The organism is Serratia sp. P2ACOL2, assembly GCF_003691565.1.
GTDB lineage: Bacteria > Pseudomonadota > Gammaproteobacteria > Enterobacterales > Enterobacteriaceae > Serratia > Serratia liquefaciens.
Genome location: NZ_CP033162.1, coordinates 337,122 through 353,388, shown reverse-complemented (window position 1 = coordinate 353,388; position 16,267 = coordinate 337,122). Strand labels below are relative to the sequence as shown.

Annotated in this window: 11 protein-coding genes and 1 pseudogene; 9 read left to right on the top strand and 3 right to left on the bottom strand. The window is 56.9% G+C overall.

Annotation, left to right across the window (positions count from 1 at the left end):
* Window positions 1–14 precede the first annotated feature (14 nt).
* The 4 genes from EBA31_RS01705 to EBA31_RS01690 all read left to right on the top strand — a co-directional run bounded on the left by EBA31_RS01705 (window position 15) and on the right by EBA31_RS01690 (window position 7,923).
* Window positions 15–5,549, top strand: coding sequence for a non-ribosomal peptide synthetase (locus EBA31_RS01705; RefSeq protein WP_122076915.1), 5,535 nt, complete (start codon window positions 15–17; stop codon window positions 5,547–5,549).
* Complete coding sequence (locus EBA31_RS01700) at window positions 5,536–6,348, top strand: cyclase family protein (protein ID WP_122076912.1); 813 nt, start codon at window positions 5,536–5,538, stop codon at window positions 6,346–6,348. Before EBA31_RS01705 ends, EBA31_RS01700 begins: the two co-directional genes overlap by 14 nt.
* Complete coding sequence (locus EBA31_RS01695) at window positions 6,345–7,082, top strand: tryptophan 2,3-dioxygenase family protein (RefSeq protein ID WP_122076910.1); 738 nt, start codon at window positions 6,345–6,347, stop codon at window positions 7,080–7,082. The genes EBA31_RS01700 and EBA31_RS01695 overlap by 4 nt, the downstream gene beginning before the upstream one ends.
* Before the next feature lie 70 nt (window positions 7,083–7,152).
* Window positions 7,153–7,923, top strand: coding sequence for a thioesterase II family protein (locus tag EBA31_RS01690; protein WP_122076905.1), 771 nt, complete (start codon window positions 7,153–7,155; stop codon window positions 7,921–7,923).
* Window positions 7,924–7,926: 3 nt separating this feature from the next.
* Here EBA31_RS01690 and EBA31_RS01685 read toward each other — a convergent pair whose 3' ends face one another.
* The gene (locus tag EBA31_RS01685; protein WP_122076901.1) at window positions 7,927–9,096 is read right to left on the bottom strand and encodes an MFS transporter; all 1,170 of its coding nucleotides are present in this window, start codon (window positions 9,094–9,096) and stop codon (window positions 7,927–7,929) included.
* A 104-nt stretch (window positions 9,097–9,200) separates the two neighbouring features.
* Here EBA31_RS01685 and EBA31_RS01680 point away from each other — a divergent pair, with 104 nt between their 5' ends.
* On the top strand, window positions 9,201–9,968 hold the full coding sequence (locus EBA31_RS01680) for a helix-turn-helix domain-containing protein (protein WP_122076896.1): 768 nt from the start codon (window positions 9,201–9,203) through the stop codon (window positions 9,966–9,968).
* Here EBA31_RS01680 and EBA31_RS01675 read toward each other — a convergent pair.
* A complete protein-coding gene (locus EBA31_RS01675) occupies window positions 9,965–10,999 on the bottom strand; it encodes a LacI family DNA-binding transcriptional regulator (protein ID WP_122080574.1) in 1,035 nt (344 codons plus the stop codon). The genes EBA31_RS01680 and EBA31_RS01675 overlap by 4 nt on opposite strands.
* Before the next feature lie 283 nt (window positions 11,000–11,282).
* On the opposite strand from EBA31_RS01675, the gene ascF reads away from it, so the two are divergent.
* Complete coding sequence (gene ascF / locus EBA31_RS01670; RefSeq protein ID WP_122076892.1) at window positions 11,283–12,725, top strand: PTS cellobiose/arbutin/salicin transporter subunit IIBC; 1,443 nt, start codon at window positions 11,283–11,285, stop codon at window positions 12,723–12,725.
* Window positions 12,726–12,947: 222 nt separating this feature from the next.
* A complete protein-coding gene (locus tag EBA31_RS01660) occupies window positions 12,948–14,378 on the top strand; it encodes a 6-phospho-beta-glucosidase (RefSeq protein ID WP_122076888.1) in 1,431 nt (476 codons plus the stop codon).
* Between the two features lie 128 nt (window positions 14,379–14,506).
* Here the strand turns inward: EBA31_RS01660 and EBA31_RS01655 are convergent, their stop codons facing one another.
* Window positions 14,507–15,319, bottom strand: a complete 813-nt coding sequence (locus EBA31_RS01655; RefSeq protein ID WP_122076885.1) for an HNH endonuclease — start codon at window positions 15,317–15,319, stop codon at window positions 14,507–14,509.
* Window positions 15,320–15,632: 313 nt separating this feature from the next.
* Between EBA31_RS01655 and EBA31_RS27225 the strand changes: the two are divergent.
* Together EBA31_RS27225 and EBA31_RS01645 are read left to right on the top strand one after the other, a co-directional pair.
* Window positions 15,633–15,683: pseudogene (locus EBA31_RS27225) on the top strand (hypothetical protein); the annotation flags it as partial.
* An 84-nt stretch (window positions 15,684–15,767) separates the two neighbouring features.
* A complete protein-coding gene (locus tag EBA31_RS01645) occupies window positions 15,768–16,100 on the top strand; it encodes a hypothetical protein (protein WP_238387493.1) in 333 nt (110 codons plus the stop codon).
* The last annotated feature ends 167 nt before the right edge of the window (window positions 16,101–16,267 follow it).

Sequence of the window (16,267 nt, the reverse complement as noted above, 5' to 3'; positions counted from 1 at the left end):
CTGAAAACGTTCTGGTGATATCGTCCAATAAAGAAATAATCACCGATATTGATAGTTTACAAAAACAAGAATACTTATCCCTGTATTTTATTCAAAAAGAAAAAATCGGCTACCTGTGCGGCAGCCTGATACCCGATGCCCGGCATAGCCAAAGAAATAACGCAGCGCAGCTGAAAGACTTAATCTGCGACGTAGTGGTCTCTCTGTCACGCGGCATACCGCCTGACAATATCAGTTTGCCTCCTCGCATCGGCCAGAAATGTTATTCCGCTTCGCCAGAACGCCTGCGCGCTTTGATCATCACGCTTTTACAGCGGCTGGGTGACCAGACCCAGGGGCGTTGCGCGACCGATCTCTGTTTCGTCACCTGGCGAAAAGAAGCTGACTTCCATACCCTTGCCGAAGATCAGGTCACGCCGGAGAATCAAAACCTGCGGCATTTCTTCTTCAATGAAACCGGCATTCTCAAACAAAACCGATACGCGCAAACCCATGCGATGATCTCCCTGACCCCCGCCGGTGATGGCGTGTGGGTCACGGTCACCGGGGACGATGCCCGTTTCCAACGCTTCACCGACTATCTGGACGCGCTGCTCACCTCTGAGGACGATCCCGCTACCGCGCCGCTGGTCATTTCGCCTGATGAAATACGCCAGTTGGCGTCCTTCAATGATACCGCGGACGCGCCCCTGCTTTCCCAAGATATTGTCACCCTGTTTCGCCGTACGGCGGCGGCAAATTCGGCGCTTATCGCCTTGCATGCCGACGACAGAGAATACAGCTATGCTGAGCTCGATGACGCCTCTGACAGAATGGCTTGCTGGTTGCTCGAACACCGCGGCGACGTAGACAGCCACGACATTATCGCCGTATCCATGCAGAAATCCGCCCTGCTGCCAATCGTGATGCTGGGCATCCTGAAAAGTAATAAGACCTATGTTCTGCTCGACCCGCAGGCCCCGGCAACCCGCAATCAGAATATCCTTGATGATGTGCGGCCCACGCTGATCCTGGCCGATACCCTTCTGCAGGCGGGGAATGCGCCGTGCATTGATCCGGCAACCATTAACTACCAGGCAATGACCCTGCCGGCGTTACATCTTCCCCGGCCGTCTGATGGCCTGGCTTACCTCTGTTACACCTCGGGCACCACCGGCAAAGCCAAAGGCGTCATGATCACTCGTGAGGGGCTTGCCAATGTCGCGCAAAACCATCGCGACTTCATGCGGTTGGAAACCGGCAGTAAAGTCCTGTCGATTGCCTCTCTGGGTTTTGACGCTTTTGGCTGGGATGTTTATGGCGCCTTGATCAGCGGATCAACGCTCTACCTCGCCCCTGCGGCATTGCATACCGAAACCGATGCCTTATTCCGTTACCTCGCGCTGCACGAGGTGAACCATATCACCATTACCCCGGCCATCCTTGAGTTGCTGCCGCGTGAAGCCTGGCGCGGATTAAAATCGATGATTGTGATGGGCGATGCACCGCCGGCGGATGTGGTGGCCTGGTGGGCGGAGCAAACTCGTCTGTGCAACGGCTATGGCCCGACAGAGGCCACCATCGCCACTTCTTTGTGCGAATACCAGCCCGGCGTGGCCTGGAACTGCATTGGCAAACCGCTGAAGAATTACCGCTGCCATATCCTGGATGCGCACAATAATCTGCAGCCCCTCGGCTTCGAGGGTGAATTGTGCATCGCCGGCCACGGCCTTGCCCGCGGTTATTTGAATCAGCCCGAATTGACCGGCGAAAAATTCATCACGTTCGCCCTACCCGGCAGTCAGGGTAAAGAACGCATTTACAAAACGGGCGATATCGCCAAATGGGATAAACAGGGCAATATTATTTTTATTGGCCGCAAAGACCATCAGGTCAAGATCCGCGGCGTACGCATCGAAATTGGCGAAGTGGAAACGGCCATTCGCACCCATCCGCAGGTAGAAAGCGTGTGCGTGGTAGCCAAACCGCAGGCCGCCGGCAAAGCGCTGGTGGCGTTTGTGCAAGCGTCGTCGCCGGCGTTGACCGCCGATGGCTTGCGGCATTCGCTGGCCCCTTTGCTGCATGCCGCCGCCATTCCGACCGCTTTCGTTTTCTTGCCTGCATTGCCGTTGACCACCAATGGCAAAGTGGCGCGCCAACGGTTGGAAAACTGGGTTATAGAAGACAATGACGGCGATATGGCGCTGCCGGAAACCGAAACGGAAGTGATCCTGGAGCGCATCGTGACCGAGGCCATCGGTTGTACCCGCGCCGACGTCACGCAAGACTTTATCTGCCTGGGTGCACACTCACTTACCATGAGTAAAATCGTTTCGCTGGTCGCCCGGGATTTGTGCTGTCGTCTGAATATCGCCGACCTTTTCCAAAACAATACGATACGCAAGCTGGCGGAATATATTGAGAATAAGGCGGTTTCCGCAGACAGAGCCGTTCCCATCGGCGAGCAACGCCGGGCGGCGCTCAGCCCCCAGCAAAATTTACTGTGGTACCTGAGCGCGCTGAATCCTGATGATTGCAGTTATAACCTGCCCATTGCGGTGGAGATCCGCGGGCCGCTAAATCTTTCGCTGTTCGAGCAGGCCATCAATTTCATTTATGAAAAACATGAAAGCCTGCGTACTCAATTTGGCGAGGCTCAGGGCATCGCCTATCAGCATGCCCTGCCGCATATTCCCATTAACCTTGCCGGGCATACCCTTACCGGGCAGCATCCGCCTCTGGAAGACACGGTGAAACAGCTTTGCGCCGTCCCCTTCGATATCACCCACCGCCCGCCGGTCACCCTGCGTTTGGTGCAGTACCATGACCAGCACCACGTGTTAGTGTGGGTGAAACACAACATTCTGACCGATGCCTGGAGTGAGGACCTCATCCTCAACGATCTTTGGCGCCAATACAATCATCTGTGCGGCGGAGGCCCCTACGCACTGCCGGCGCCAGAGGTTCAAACAATTGATATCGTCAATGATGCCGGGGAACCCCATCTCGAGAACGATATCGCCTACTGGCAGCAAAAACTGCACGCGTGCAGAGAGTTGGATTTCCCCCTGGACATGCCTCGCCCCCTGGCACCGACGCATGCCGGCGAACGCATATGCCGCCGGTTGGATCCCGCCATCGCGGGGCTGCTGGAACAGCGCGCCAGGGTATTGGGCGCGACTCCCTTCGTTATGCTTACCGCAGCGCTGACCTATCTGCTGAGTAAATACGCCAACCAAGACGATATTGTCATTGGCAGCGCCATCGCCGCGCGCGACGACCTTTACCTCGAGCTGGTGAGCGGATTCCACGTCAATACCGTACCGCTGCGCACGGTACTGAGCGCGAGTGACACCCTGGCAACCCTGATCGGTAAAATGACGGAAACCTGTACGGGCGCCTATCGGCACCAACAGCTGTCCTTCGACCGCATTCTCCACCAGCTTGATTATGAGCGCGTATCGAACAAAAACCCGCTGTTCCAAATCATGGCTATTCTGCAAAACGCCGGGGACGTGTGTCAGGCCGGCCTCCATGACTGCTCATTGCAAAAATTGCCGGTGTCTTCGGGTTTCTCGATGTTCGACATGACCTGGAACTTCAGCCTGGCCGCAGACGGCATCAGCATTGAGCTTGATTACGCCAGCGAATTGTTCCACGCCGCCAGATTGCAGATGATGCTGAACAATTATGAACAGGTGCTGCATCAGTTGCTGACGCAATCCCCCTCGATGGCGCTTGCCGCTATCAACCCACTCAGCGAGGCAGAGCAAACCCGACTTTTACAGCTCGCAAGCAATACGACGCAGAGCGCGCGTGGGACGCTGATCGAGCAAATTCATGACCTGGCACGCAGGCAGCCGGATTCGCTGGCGGTGAGTTGCGAAAAAGAGAGTTACAGCTACGAGCAACTGTGGCGCCTCTCTGAGCATGTCGCCCATTACCTGAGCGCGCTGGACAGCAACGCGTTTTCTGTCGGCATCATGATGGAAAAGAGCTGCAGGGTGGCGGCGCTGATCCTCGGCGCGCTCAAGGCCGGCAAATACTATATTCCCATTGATGTCCATTACCCGGCGGATCGCGTGCGGTACATGATTGACGATGCGCGCACGAAAATCCTGGTCACCGACGAAGCAAACGCCGCAGTGCCGGCGGATTGCCCGCACGTGACTTTCGAGTCAATACTGTCTGCCCGCCCCGCCGTTGAGCAAACGCGTTCGAACGGAGAAAAGGATCCGCTGGCTTACATCATCTACACCTCCGGTTCTACCGGCAACCCGAAAGGCGTGATGATTAGCCACAGCAATCTGAACAATTTCACCAATGACTTTGCCGACCGGCTGGCCCTGGGGCCTGCTGACAAGATGTTGAGCCTGACGAGCATCAGTTTCGATATTTTCGGTCTGGAGCTGTTCTGCTCTCTGGCCTCGGGTGCTCATGTCGTGCTGTGCCCGCGGGAAACCGCCATGGATCCCGTCAGGCTTTATCATTTTATCGAGCAGCAGCAACCCAGCGTCATTCAGGCCACCCCTACCGTCTGGGGCACCATCGTCAGTCATTTACCGGCGGCGGGCAGCCGACCGCTGACGGTGCTGTGCGGCGGCGAGAAAATGCCCGTCGCACTGCTTTCACAACTGCGGCGCATCGCCACTCAGGTGCTGCAGGTCTATGGGCCGACGGAAACCACTATCTGGTCAACCTGCGCCGATCTGACCTTTGAGGGCGACAGCACCTGCATCGGCACGCCGATAAACATGACCGAGGCTTTCATTATGGACTCGACCGGCGGCCTGGTGCCCAGCGGCGCTTTCGGCGAGCTTTGCCTGGGCGGTGCTGGCGTATCTCCGGGCTACTGGAACAACGGTGCGCTGAGCGCCCAGGCGTTCGCCAAACGCCAGGTCCTTGGTACCGTCCATTACCTGTATAAAACCGGCGACATCGCACGCTTCAACAGCCGTGGGCAATTGGAATATCTGGGCCGTAACGATCACCAGGTAAAAATTCGCGGCCATCGCATTGAGCTCAGCGAGATCGACCTCAATTTATCCGCCATGGATAGCATCGCGCATGCCTTGAGCCTGATCGTCGGAGAAGGGAATAGCGCCAGGATCGTCAGTTATCTGCAAATGGAGCCCGGCGCGGAGTTAAACGAGAAATCCGTGCGCGCGGCGTTGAAAAGCAGGCTGCCCAACATCATGATCCCCTCCAGCTTTATGGTGCTGTCCGCTTTCCCGCTGACCAATAACAACAAGATCGACGTTCGCAGGCTACCTGCCCCGACGATAACCTACTCGGCCTCCGAAACGGATTACGTGCCGCCGGCCAGCGACGCGGAACACGCCATGCAGGAAATCTGGCAAGCCGTGTTGATGCAGGAACACATCAGCGTGACGGACAGTTTTTTCAGCCTGGGCGGCAACTCGCTGCAGATCCCACGGCTATTGCACGCCATTCGCCAGGCGATGCACATTTCCCTCACTATTCGCGAATTCATCCTGCACAGCCAAATTCGCGAGTTGACCGCGCTGGCGCTCACCAAAACCAGGGAGGAAGCGGATGGAGTGCATTGAGGTGACCTACCGCGGCCGGCGCCACCGAGTGCATCACCATGAGCGGATCCCACTGTCCGCCATGCTGAAATTCGGCGACAACCCAACCAATATCTACGGCGTGGCACCGGCGAGCGCAGCGCCCCTGCGCTACGGCGATTCGCTGGCCAGCGTAGAGCATGGGGGGGCATGCAATGCCTCCCGCATCTCTTTGGTGCCGCATTGTCACGGCACCCACACGGAGTGCGCCGGGCACATCATGCCTGGCGAACATAACGTGGCAGAGTTGGTTTTCGAGCCATTCATTGCCGCCACGCTGATTCGGGTACCGCTGCAAAGGGCCGGCGAGATGTCGGAAACTTATAATGCGAGCGCCCGGGGAACGGACCTGGTCATTACCCGCGCGGCGATCGACGATGCCTTGTCGCAGGTGGCGCCGCATTATCTTCAGGCGTTGGTGATCGCCGCCAAAGCGCCGAGCTGGCGGCTGGCGGATGAAATACCGCCTTATTTCAGCCACCAGGCGATGGCGCGCATCGTCGAGCTTGGCGTACATCACCTGTTGGTTGATGTGCCTTCGATTGACCGATTGCACGATGACGGCAGGATGGACAACCACCGCTGCTTTTGGGGAATGGGCCTGCCAACGGCGGAGGCGTGCGCAAGATTGCGCTGCTCCGTAACGGAAATGGCGCAGGTTTCGCCGGCAACCCCGGCCGGTAGCTATTTCCTGTCATTGCATTTGCCGGATTGTTCGGGCGACGCCCTCCCCAGCAAACCAATTTTGTTTCCGTTCTCCCAAGGGAATGACGCAGCATGAATTACTCAAGTTATTTGCAGTTAAATCAGCTACTCGCTTTGCAGCAACCGGCCTCGCCGCCGAGCGAACACCGCAACGAGAACCTCTTCATCATTACGCATCAGACGTATGAACTGTGGTTCAAACAGCTGATCGATGAGCTCCACTGCCTTATCGATCTGATAGAAAACGGCGACATAGCCGCCGCAAACAATGGGCTGATCCGCATCAACGCCATCACGAAAACCGTGGTGAACCAGATTGAGGTGATTTTCACGCTGAAATTCCATGAGTTCCAAAAATTTCGCGGTTACCTCGGCTCCGCCAGCGGATTTCAGTCCTACCAATTTGCGGGCATTGAGGCGCTGTTGGGTAAAGCGAACGGTAAAAAGTTGCAGCAGTACGGTGAAGATCCGGCCATTCAGAAAATGCTTGGCGCGATCATTCGCCCAATCTCGCTCTGGCAAGCGGTTCAGCGCCACCTGCTGCTGCTCAACGATCGCCAGGGACAGCAGGCCGAGTCCTTCAAGGCCATCATAAAAACCGTGCTGGAGGAAGCCTCCAGCGAGTCGCTGTTGCTGAATCAGCTGCTGGATCTGGACTCACTGCTGCAGGAATGGCGCTATCGGCACGTCAAGCTGGTGGAAAGAACCATTGGCCAACGTAAAGGCACCGGCGGGTCCGCCGGTTCCGACTACCTGAAATCCACGCTGTTTACGCCGATCTTTGACGAACTGTGGGAGGCGATCAACTAATCGCCTTAGCCGAAAATCCGGGGATCGCGCGATCCCCTTCCCCTTCATCCTGAACGGCGATTAACCTGCCATGCACAACATACCCTTCCGGGGAGCCGAGCGATGCCTGAAAGCGCTGACCCCCACACGCCAGGGCAAATTGCGACTGATTTGCTTTCCTCATGCCGGTGGCAGCGCCGGCACCTTCCGCGCCTGGAGCAGCCTGCTGTGCTCGGACATCGAGCTGTTCGCCATGCAATATCCCGGGCGTGAAGACCGGGCGGACGAAGCGCCGGCGTGCCAGCACCGCGGGCTGGTGGCCGAACTGCAGCAGGCGTTGGCCCCCCTGCAGGACAAACCCTGCGTCTTTTTCGGACACAGCCTTGGCGGCCGGTTGGCCCTGGCAACCGCACTCTCAGCCAGGCTGCCGCCCATAGGGTTGATCGTGTCCGCCTGCTCCACACCCTACGCGGCAAAGCACGGTCATTTGCTGCGCCTGACGCGCAGCGCGCTGATTGAAACACTTCACGAGTCCGGGCAAACGGCTGCAATCACCGATGAAAACGCCGACCTGCTTGACGCCTATTTGCCGCTGATCCGCGCCGATCTCCTGCTTGCCAGCCAGCTTATTTTCCCACGGGAAACACATTTGCCGATCCCGCTGGCGGTTTTTTATGGCGAGGACGATCTATGGGTCGACAGGCAGGATCTGGCGGATTGGCGGTTGCTGGCCGGGGGCGAAGTGCATGAACGACGCTTCCCCGGCAGGCACCTCTTTTTGAACGAACAGCGCAATGCGGTGATAGAGGCGCTTCATACCTTGCTGGCGGGCCCGCTGAGCGCCCCGCCAACTCCCCGCTGAGGGTTACGCCTGCTCGCTGTTGCGTTTACCCAATGCGACGGTGCGTTCGCCGCGCACGACGGTCCACGCCAGCAGCAGCGCGCAGGCGCTGCTCGTCATCAGCACGATGCCCGGCCGCTGCGCCATCCCGGCCAGCACCAGCCCCGCCGCCAGCATCAGGTAATACATCAGGCCAAGAATTGCGCCCGCAGTGCCCATGCAATCCTTATAATTCCGCAGCGCCCGGGCCAGAATATTGGGGATCGCGATGCCGTAGGCCATCACCACCAGCATCATCGGCAGCACGAACCACAGCTTATCTTCCAACAGGAACACCAGGCCGCCGCCGATCAGCGCCAATACGCAGGCCAGCATCAGCAGCGGCGTAAACAGCCACTGTTTGGCGATGAGAAACTTGTTGATTGCCGCGCCGATCCCGACGCCGGCGGCCAGCACCAACCCGGTATAGCCAAACCACTGCGGCGGAATGCCCAGCGCTTCAAACCGAAACGGCGCCAGTTGGTAATAGCTGAACATACAGACGTTGAACAGGGCCACCAGCCATGCGCTGCGCCAGATATCGCCGTCTTTCGCCATGCGGCCTAACGTACCGAAGAAAGAACTTTTCACCACCTGCGCCGGGCGCGTTTCCGGCAACTGCCATGCGGCATAGGCCAGCAGCAAGGCAGCCAACGCCGCCAGCCCGGCGAACACCCCCTGGTAACCCCAGTAATGGGTCAACAGGGCGCCGCTCAGCACCCCCACCGCGGGGCTGACCGCCATCGCAATCCCCATCACGGAAAACACGCGCGCCAGCTCATAGCCGTCGAACCGGTCGCGAATGGCGGTCTGAGTGCCTACCGAGCCCACCGCCGCGCCAAACGCCGCCAACACCCTTGCCGCCAACAACAAGGTAAAGCCAGTGCTGAAGATGGCGATGATCGACGCCAGCAGATACAGCGCCAGACCGGCCAAAATGGTGGGGCGCCGGCCGATCACGTCACACAAACGGCCCCAGATGACAACCCCGAAAGCAAAAGCAAAAAAGTAACAGGACAGGGTTTGCGCCGCGACCTCCGCGCTGACGTGAAAACCGTCGGCAATGTGTGTGAGCGCCGGGCTATAGATCGTTTCCACAATTTGGGGAAACATCATCATCAGTGTCGCCAGGGTAAGGGTCAGTCTGCGTTGCATGGTACATCCCGTCTCCAAAAAGAAAGTAGGCCACAAAGTAGCACCTTCCCCACCCTGACCATTACAATATAAAAGACAAAAAACTTATAAAATCGGACACATTTATGGCATGGCTCAGCGCACAGGACGAATTTGATCCCGATGCTATCAACAATAGCGTGTTAGGCATTGCGGCCGAGCTGGCGCAGCATGATTCCGGGCCGCACTGGCACCACATGGGGCAGTTGCTGTTCAGCCAGCGGGGCTGTATGCGCATCACGCTCAATGAAAGCATTTGCCTCCTGCCGCCGGCACGCATTGCCTGGATCCCCCCCAAGGTGGTGCACCGCGTTCAGGTTACCGGCGTGGCGGGCTATCGCTCGGTTTATCTCGACAACCAGTGCTACCCTGGCCTTTCGCCCCATCTGGAAGTGCTGTCGGCCTCTTCTTTGCTGCGGGAAGTGCTGGAGCGGATCGCCCTCGCCGACTTTGCTACCCAGTGGGAAAGCGGCCCCAGCGCCAATATTCTTGCCGTATGCCTGGACGAAATACGGCATGCGCAGCGCGAACCGACCTTATTGCCGCTGCCCAAGGACCGCCGCTTACGGCAATTGGCCGGCATGGAGGAAGTGCCACCGCTCAATGAGCTGGCGCGCTACAGTGGCGCTTCGGAGAAAACCATCAGCCGCATCTTTCGCAAGGAGACCGGATTGAGCTACCAGCAGTGGCGCCAGCAATGGCGTTTGATCAAAGCCATCGAGCTGCTGGCGGAGGGATACGGCCTGTCAGATATCGCCGGTAAGCTCGAATTCTCCAGCGACAGCGCCTTCTCAACCTTCTTTAAAAATATGACCGGCAGCTCGCCGCGCGCCTATATGCTGATCCGCCGTTAACGGTCCGCCTTCTCTGCCGACAAATAAGGCCCCGCCGCTACCGAATCGCGCAGGATCAGGCTGGCCGGGAAGGTGGGGCGCTTGCTCAGCTCGCCGCCGTCCAGCATCGACACCAGCCGATTGATGGTTTCCTTGATCATGTCGGTTACCGGCATTTTCATGCTGGAGAGCGAAGGGATGGTATAAGGTGCCAGCGGGATGTCATCAAAACCAATCACCGAAACGGCAGACGGCACCGGAATTTGGCGCTCCGTCAACCGCTTGATAGCGCCGATAGCCATCTCGTCGTTGCTGGCGACAATGGCGCTGAAAGCGCTGCCGCTGGCCACCAGCGTATCAACCGCCGCCATGCCGCTTTGCGCATTCCACTTCCCCTCGACAATCAGGGCGCTATTGACGGCGATCCCCTGCTCCGCCAACGCGGCTTTATAGCCGGAAAGCCGCTCCAGCCCGGTGGGCGAATCCAGCGAACCGGTGATGAATGCGATATCGCGATGCCCCTGTTCGATCAGGTGCCCCACTGCCGCCGCGCTGGTGGCGTGCTGATCGCTGAAGATGCAGTAGCTGTCGTTTAGCCTTAACCGACGGTTGATCACCAGGATCGGCTGTTTGTGCTGGGAAATGATCTCGTCCATTTCCGCGATCGACAGAAAGCGCGGGTAGATGATCACGCCGTCGCAGCGCAGGTCCAACAGAAATTGAATAGCGGCCTTTTCTTCTTCGGCGGTGTGCTTGCCGTCCGCCAGGATCAGTTGGCGGCCGTGCTCTTCCATGATGCGCGCCGACTGGAACATCAGCTCGCTGAAATAGTTGCCGCTGTACAGCGTGTTGGTGACCACCAGCCCGATGGTCTGAGTGGTTTTGGTGGCGAGGTTGCGCGCCAGCAGATTGGGCCGATAGCCGGTCTCGGCGATGGCTTTCTCTACCCGTTCGCGCTTCTCCGGGCCCACATAGCCGCTGCCGGATAACACGCGGGACACCGTCGCTTTCGAAACGCCGGCCCTTTTTGCCACCTCAAGTATTGTTGCCATCTCTGCGCCGTCAAAATCCAGGGTTCCGCGCAGTCTACCCAAGACGCCCCGCCTTTGGAATGTTTTCGCGCCTGCCGTTGCCGCCCTCCCCAGCCTTAAAGTGACTGACTTCACGAAATTAAAAACCAAAAAATCATAATTCTTGCCAGAGCTAAAACAGATCAGCATGATTTTGTGAAACCGGTTTCTTGTGGGCGTTTCATTAAGATGGAACGGCGGATCGCCCAGGCAGTAAAAGTGAGCCTTTGGGCAATCCGAATTCATATCTTAGAGACGATATTCCATGCCGAAGAACTACACAGAGATCTCGCACGCCATCGTGGATGCGTTGGGCGGCCGCGCGAACGTCGAAGCCGTTACGCACTGCATGACCCGCCTGCGATTCGTGGTGAAAGACAAGGCGCTGATCGACACGCCAAGACTCAAAGCGATTAGCGGCGTGATGGGCGTGGTGCACAGCGGCGAGCAGTGCCAGGTGATCATCGGCAACGAAGTGTCGAAAGCCTATCAGGCGGTGCTGGCGCTCGGCATGCCGGGTAACGCCCCCGCGGCCGCACCGGCAAAGCGTAAAATCACCCTGAAAAGCATTGGCGCCGGGATCCTCGACGCACTGGTCGGCACCATGTCGCCGCTGATCCCGGCCATCATCGGCGGTTCGATGGTGAAGCTGCTGGCGATGATGCTGGATATGGCCGGCGTGTTCGAAAAAGGCTCGTCGACGCTAATCATCCTCAATGTGATTGGCGACGGCGCGTTCTTCTTCCTGCCGGTGATGGTCGCCGCGTCGGCCGCCCTTAAATTCAAAACCAACATGTCGCTGGCGATCGCCATTGCCGGTGTGCTGTTGCACCCTAACTTTATCGATCTGATGGCCAAGGCGGCGCAGGGCCAGGCGGTGGAGTTCGCCTACATTCCGGTGACGGCGGTGAAATACACCTACACGGTGATCCCGGCGCTGGTGATGACCTGGATCCTGTCGTATATCGAACGATGGGTCGATCGCATCACCCCGGCGGTAACCAAGAACTTCCTTAAGCCGATGCTGATTGTGCTGATCGCCGCGCCGATCGCCATTGTGTTGATCGGCCCGCTGGGCATCTGGATCGGCAGCGGTATCTCGGCGCTGGTGTACACCGTGCATGGCTATTTGGGCTGGCTTTCCGTCGCCATTATGGGGGCGATCTGGCCGCTGCTGGTGATGACCGGCATGCACCGCGTATTCACCCCGACCATCATTCAGACCATCGCCGAAACCGGCAAAGAGGGCATGGTGATGCCTTCGGAGATTGGCGCCAACCTGTCGCTCGGCGGCTCTTCGCTGGCGGTGGCGTTCAAAACCAAGAACCGCGAGCTGCGCCAGACCGCCTTGGCCGCCGCCGCTTCCGCCATTGTGGCGGGCATTTCCGAACCGGCGCTGTATGGCGTGGCGGTGCGGCTCAAACGCCCATTAATCGCCAGCCTGATCAGCGGCTTTATCTGCGGCGCCGTCGCCGGCATTGGCGGATTAGCCAGCCATTCGATGGCTTCGCCCGGTCTGTTCACCAGCGTGCAGTTCTTTGACCCGTCGAACCCGATGAGCATTGTCTGGGTCGGCGGCGTGATGGTGCTTTCCGTGGTGTTGTCTTTCGTGCTCACGCTGCTGTTGGGCTTTGAAGACATTCCGGAAAGCGAAGAGGCCACAACGACAACCGCGCCTGCGGCCAATACCGCTAACGCTACCCATTAACACACTATTTTTTACCCTACATAATTGGTGTTGCATCACGGCGGCAAGGCCGTACATCCCCAGGAGCTTAGTCAGCTAAGTGACTGGGGTGTGCGACAAATCTGTCAGGAACAGATTTGAACGCTGCTTGCAGCGGCCCCGAAGGGGCAAGACCCACGGATGGGTCTTGTAACGCAGCCAACACAGATGCAACTTCAAGTATGACGGGTAATTGAGGATTGCATGTCTGATTCAACTTTCCCGCAAGGGTTTTTATGGGGCGGCGCCCTGGCCGCCAACCAGTCTGAAGGGGGTTATCGCGAGGGCGGCAAAGGGCTGACCACGGTTGACATGATCCCGCATGGCCCCAACCGCATGCCGGTAAAGCTCGGCCTGGAGAAGCGTTTTGCCCTGCGCGAAGACGAGTTTTACCCCAGCCACGACGCGATTGATTTTTACCACCGCTACCGCGACGACATTGCGCTGATGGCGGAGATGGGCTTTAGCGTGTTCCGCACCTCCATCGCCTGGAGCCGGATTTACCCGAACGGCGACGAGCTGACGCCCAACCCGGAAGGCATCGCCTTCTACCGCAGCCTGTTCGAAGAGTGCCGTAAATACGGCATCGAACCGCTGGTGACGCTGTGCCATTTTGACGTGCCGATGCACCTGGTGACCGAATACGGCTCCTGGCGCAGCCGCAAAATGGTGGCGTTTTTCACCCGCTATGCCCGCACCTGCTTCGAAGCCTTCGACGGGCTGGTGAAGTATTGGCTCACCTTCAACGAGATCAACATTGTGCTGCACAGCCCGTTCTCCGGCGCAGGGTTGGTGTTTGAGGCGGACGAGAACCCCGAGCAGGTAAAATACCAGGCCGTGCACCACGAACTGGTGGCCAGCGCGCTGGCGACCCGCATCGCGCACGAGGTGAACCCCGCCAACCAGGTGGGCTGCATGCTGGCGGGCGGCAATTTTTACCCTTGGTCCAGCAAGCCGGAAGACGTGTGGGCCGCGCTGGAGAAAGACCGCGAGAACCTGTTCTTCATCGACGTGCAGGCCCGCGGTGCCTACCCTGCTTACTCTGCCCGGGTATTCCGCGAGAAAAGCGTGAGTATCGTGATGGAGGAAGGCGACAGCGAAATCCTGAAGAACACCGTCGATTTTGTCTCCTTCAGCTATTACGCCTCGCGCTGCGCTTCTGCCGATATGAACGACAACAACAGCAGCGCCGCCAACGTGGTGAAATCCCTGACCAACCCGCATATTCCGCGCAGCGACTGGGGCTGGGGCATCGATCCGTTGGGTTTGCGCATTACCATGAACATGATGTACGACCGCTACCAAAAACCGTTGTTTCTGGTGGAAAACGGCCTGGGCGCGCATGACGAGTTCAATGCCGACGGCGAGATAGCCGACGATTACCGCATCAGCTACCTGCGGGAACATATCCGCGCCATGGCCGACGCCATCGCCGACGGCGTGCCGGTGATGGGCTACACCACCTGGGGCTGCATTGATCTGGTGGCGGCATCGACCGGAGAAATGAGCAAACGCTACGGCCTGGTTTACGTCGACCGCGACGACAACGGCAACGGTACCCTCGCCCGCACGCGCAAGAAATCCTTCTGGTGGTACAAGCAGGTGATTGCCAGTAATGGGGGGGATTTGGGGTGATGGGTTCGTAAGTTCATCGAATAAGGCTGCAGATTTACAGCCTTATTCATTTGGTGGGGAGTTGGCTCTAGTGTTTTGAGGTAGTATGACCGCTCAACCTTGCCGCAGATTACGTCGTAAGCTCAGACTCACCCCTTCTGCTGCTGGATCATTTCTTTGAGTTCATCAATAGAGAGGGTTCTATCTTTTTTACGATGGATGATACTGTGGCAATTAGCGCAGACCGGCACCAAATCTGTAGCTGGATTAACGGGTTTCTCACCGCCAAGCTCCGAGACCGGCAACAAATGATGGATGTGGATAAATCCCTCTGCATACTCACCATAAAATGCCTTGAAGTTGAAACCGCAGACGCAACATGTAGTGCCATGTAATTTCACTGCTTGGTTTTTTAACAGTGGCTTACGTTCGTACTTGGTCGTGAAGTAGCTGATTTTTGCACCTTCAAGATGGGTTGCTTCGGACTCAAAACTGTCGTTGTAATCCCCTTCCTCTTCCACCGCCTTCTCTTCCGGAACTACTACCGCACCCAGCTTCGCATGCTCGACTATCGCTTCAAATATTTCTTCGGTTATGGGGCGTACGCCATCGTACCAGTAGTTTGATTCGCGATTAGAAGGAATAGACTCAAAGTAGCTTTCACCCTTCTTTGCCAACACAGCCTCAGTGAAGGGCTGAAAGTCCGTCACCACAGCATATAAATCGCCACGTTTTGCTTTGGGGTCCGGATAGACACTATCAATGGTAGCTATCGCAAAATAATGTGGTTTATCAGAAAGCCGCAGCGGCCGATAACTCCTATCCTTAATCTGGCCTTTGTAGTAGACCACGCGAGTCCCAGGTGTGAGCATTTTTGCGTAACGCTTAGGGATGTGATACTCCACGCCGGGCTTATCATTCCATTTGGATTTGTCCATTTCTGCAATTACGGCATACAACATACGAATACTCACAGCAAAAAAATAATTTTAGTGAATATATCGTAACCTATCGACATTGCAAATGTTTCAACGGGTTTCCATTGATTAAGATATTGAGACCATAAGTAAATGGGGTATATAAATTAATTGCTGCGATCTCTATTCCAATATTGGCAGTAACTATCTGTAAATTTAGACAGGCTATTTTATCGTCAATGACACAACGATATAATTTTCCTCGCTGCGACAAAATTCGTAGCCGGAGTTAGCGTTCCGAACACATACACTAAGCAGCATTATGTATATAATGCTGGGACCTTGAACATCCAGAATTATGGTGGCCCAGGCGGAGGCTTCGCAAGAAGCGCCGGTTTCCTTAGTGTCCGGTAACGCTAACTCCGTTTGGGCTACCACCATGGGTTTAGCGTCTCATGTGGTAGCAGCGCACCACACTAAGGAGAACAGGCACATGGTAAACACTTTCACATCAGAACCCGCCACTAACACCATCACTCTCTATTGCGAACTCTTCAGCCAACTCGATCTTCATGAACTTACTTCCACACAGCTTCTCGACCTTGCTGCACTTTCAGCGGAACATGCGGAAGGTCTTTGCCATGGGTTGATACTGTTCGGTGATCTACTGCAAAGGAGCCCTCAACCCGATGACACCCAGTGGGCACAACTGAATCACTACCTCAATGCTACAGCTCACTTGGTGCCCGCCCTGTGCAACCTTTATGGATGGCCGCGCACTGCAGCAAATGGAGTGCCAGAACTGATAAGGCAAAAAAAGAAATAATAAGAACGGTATTAGTTTTGTGCCGTTCTTATCACTCTGGTAAATCTCATAGATATGACTTACATATCACGATAAACACATTCACGAAGGTAAGCATTTTCTCCACAGCCTGGCATAGTTGACGCATTCGATAACTCGATGAGTTAACTGCTGGATAACCTCGCTAT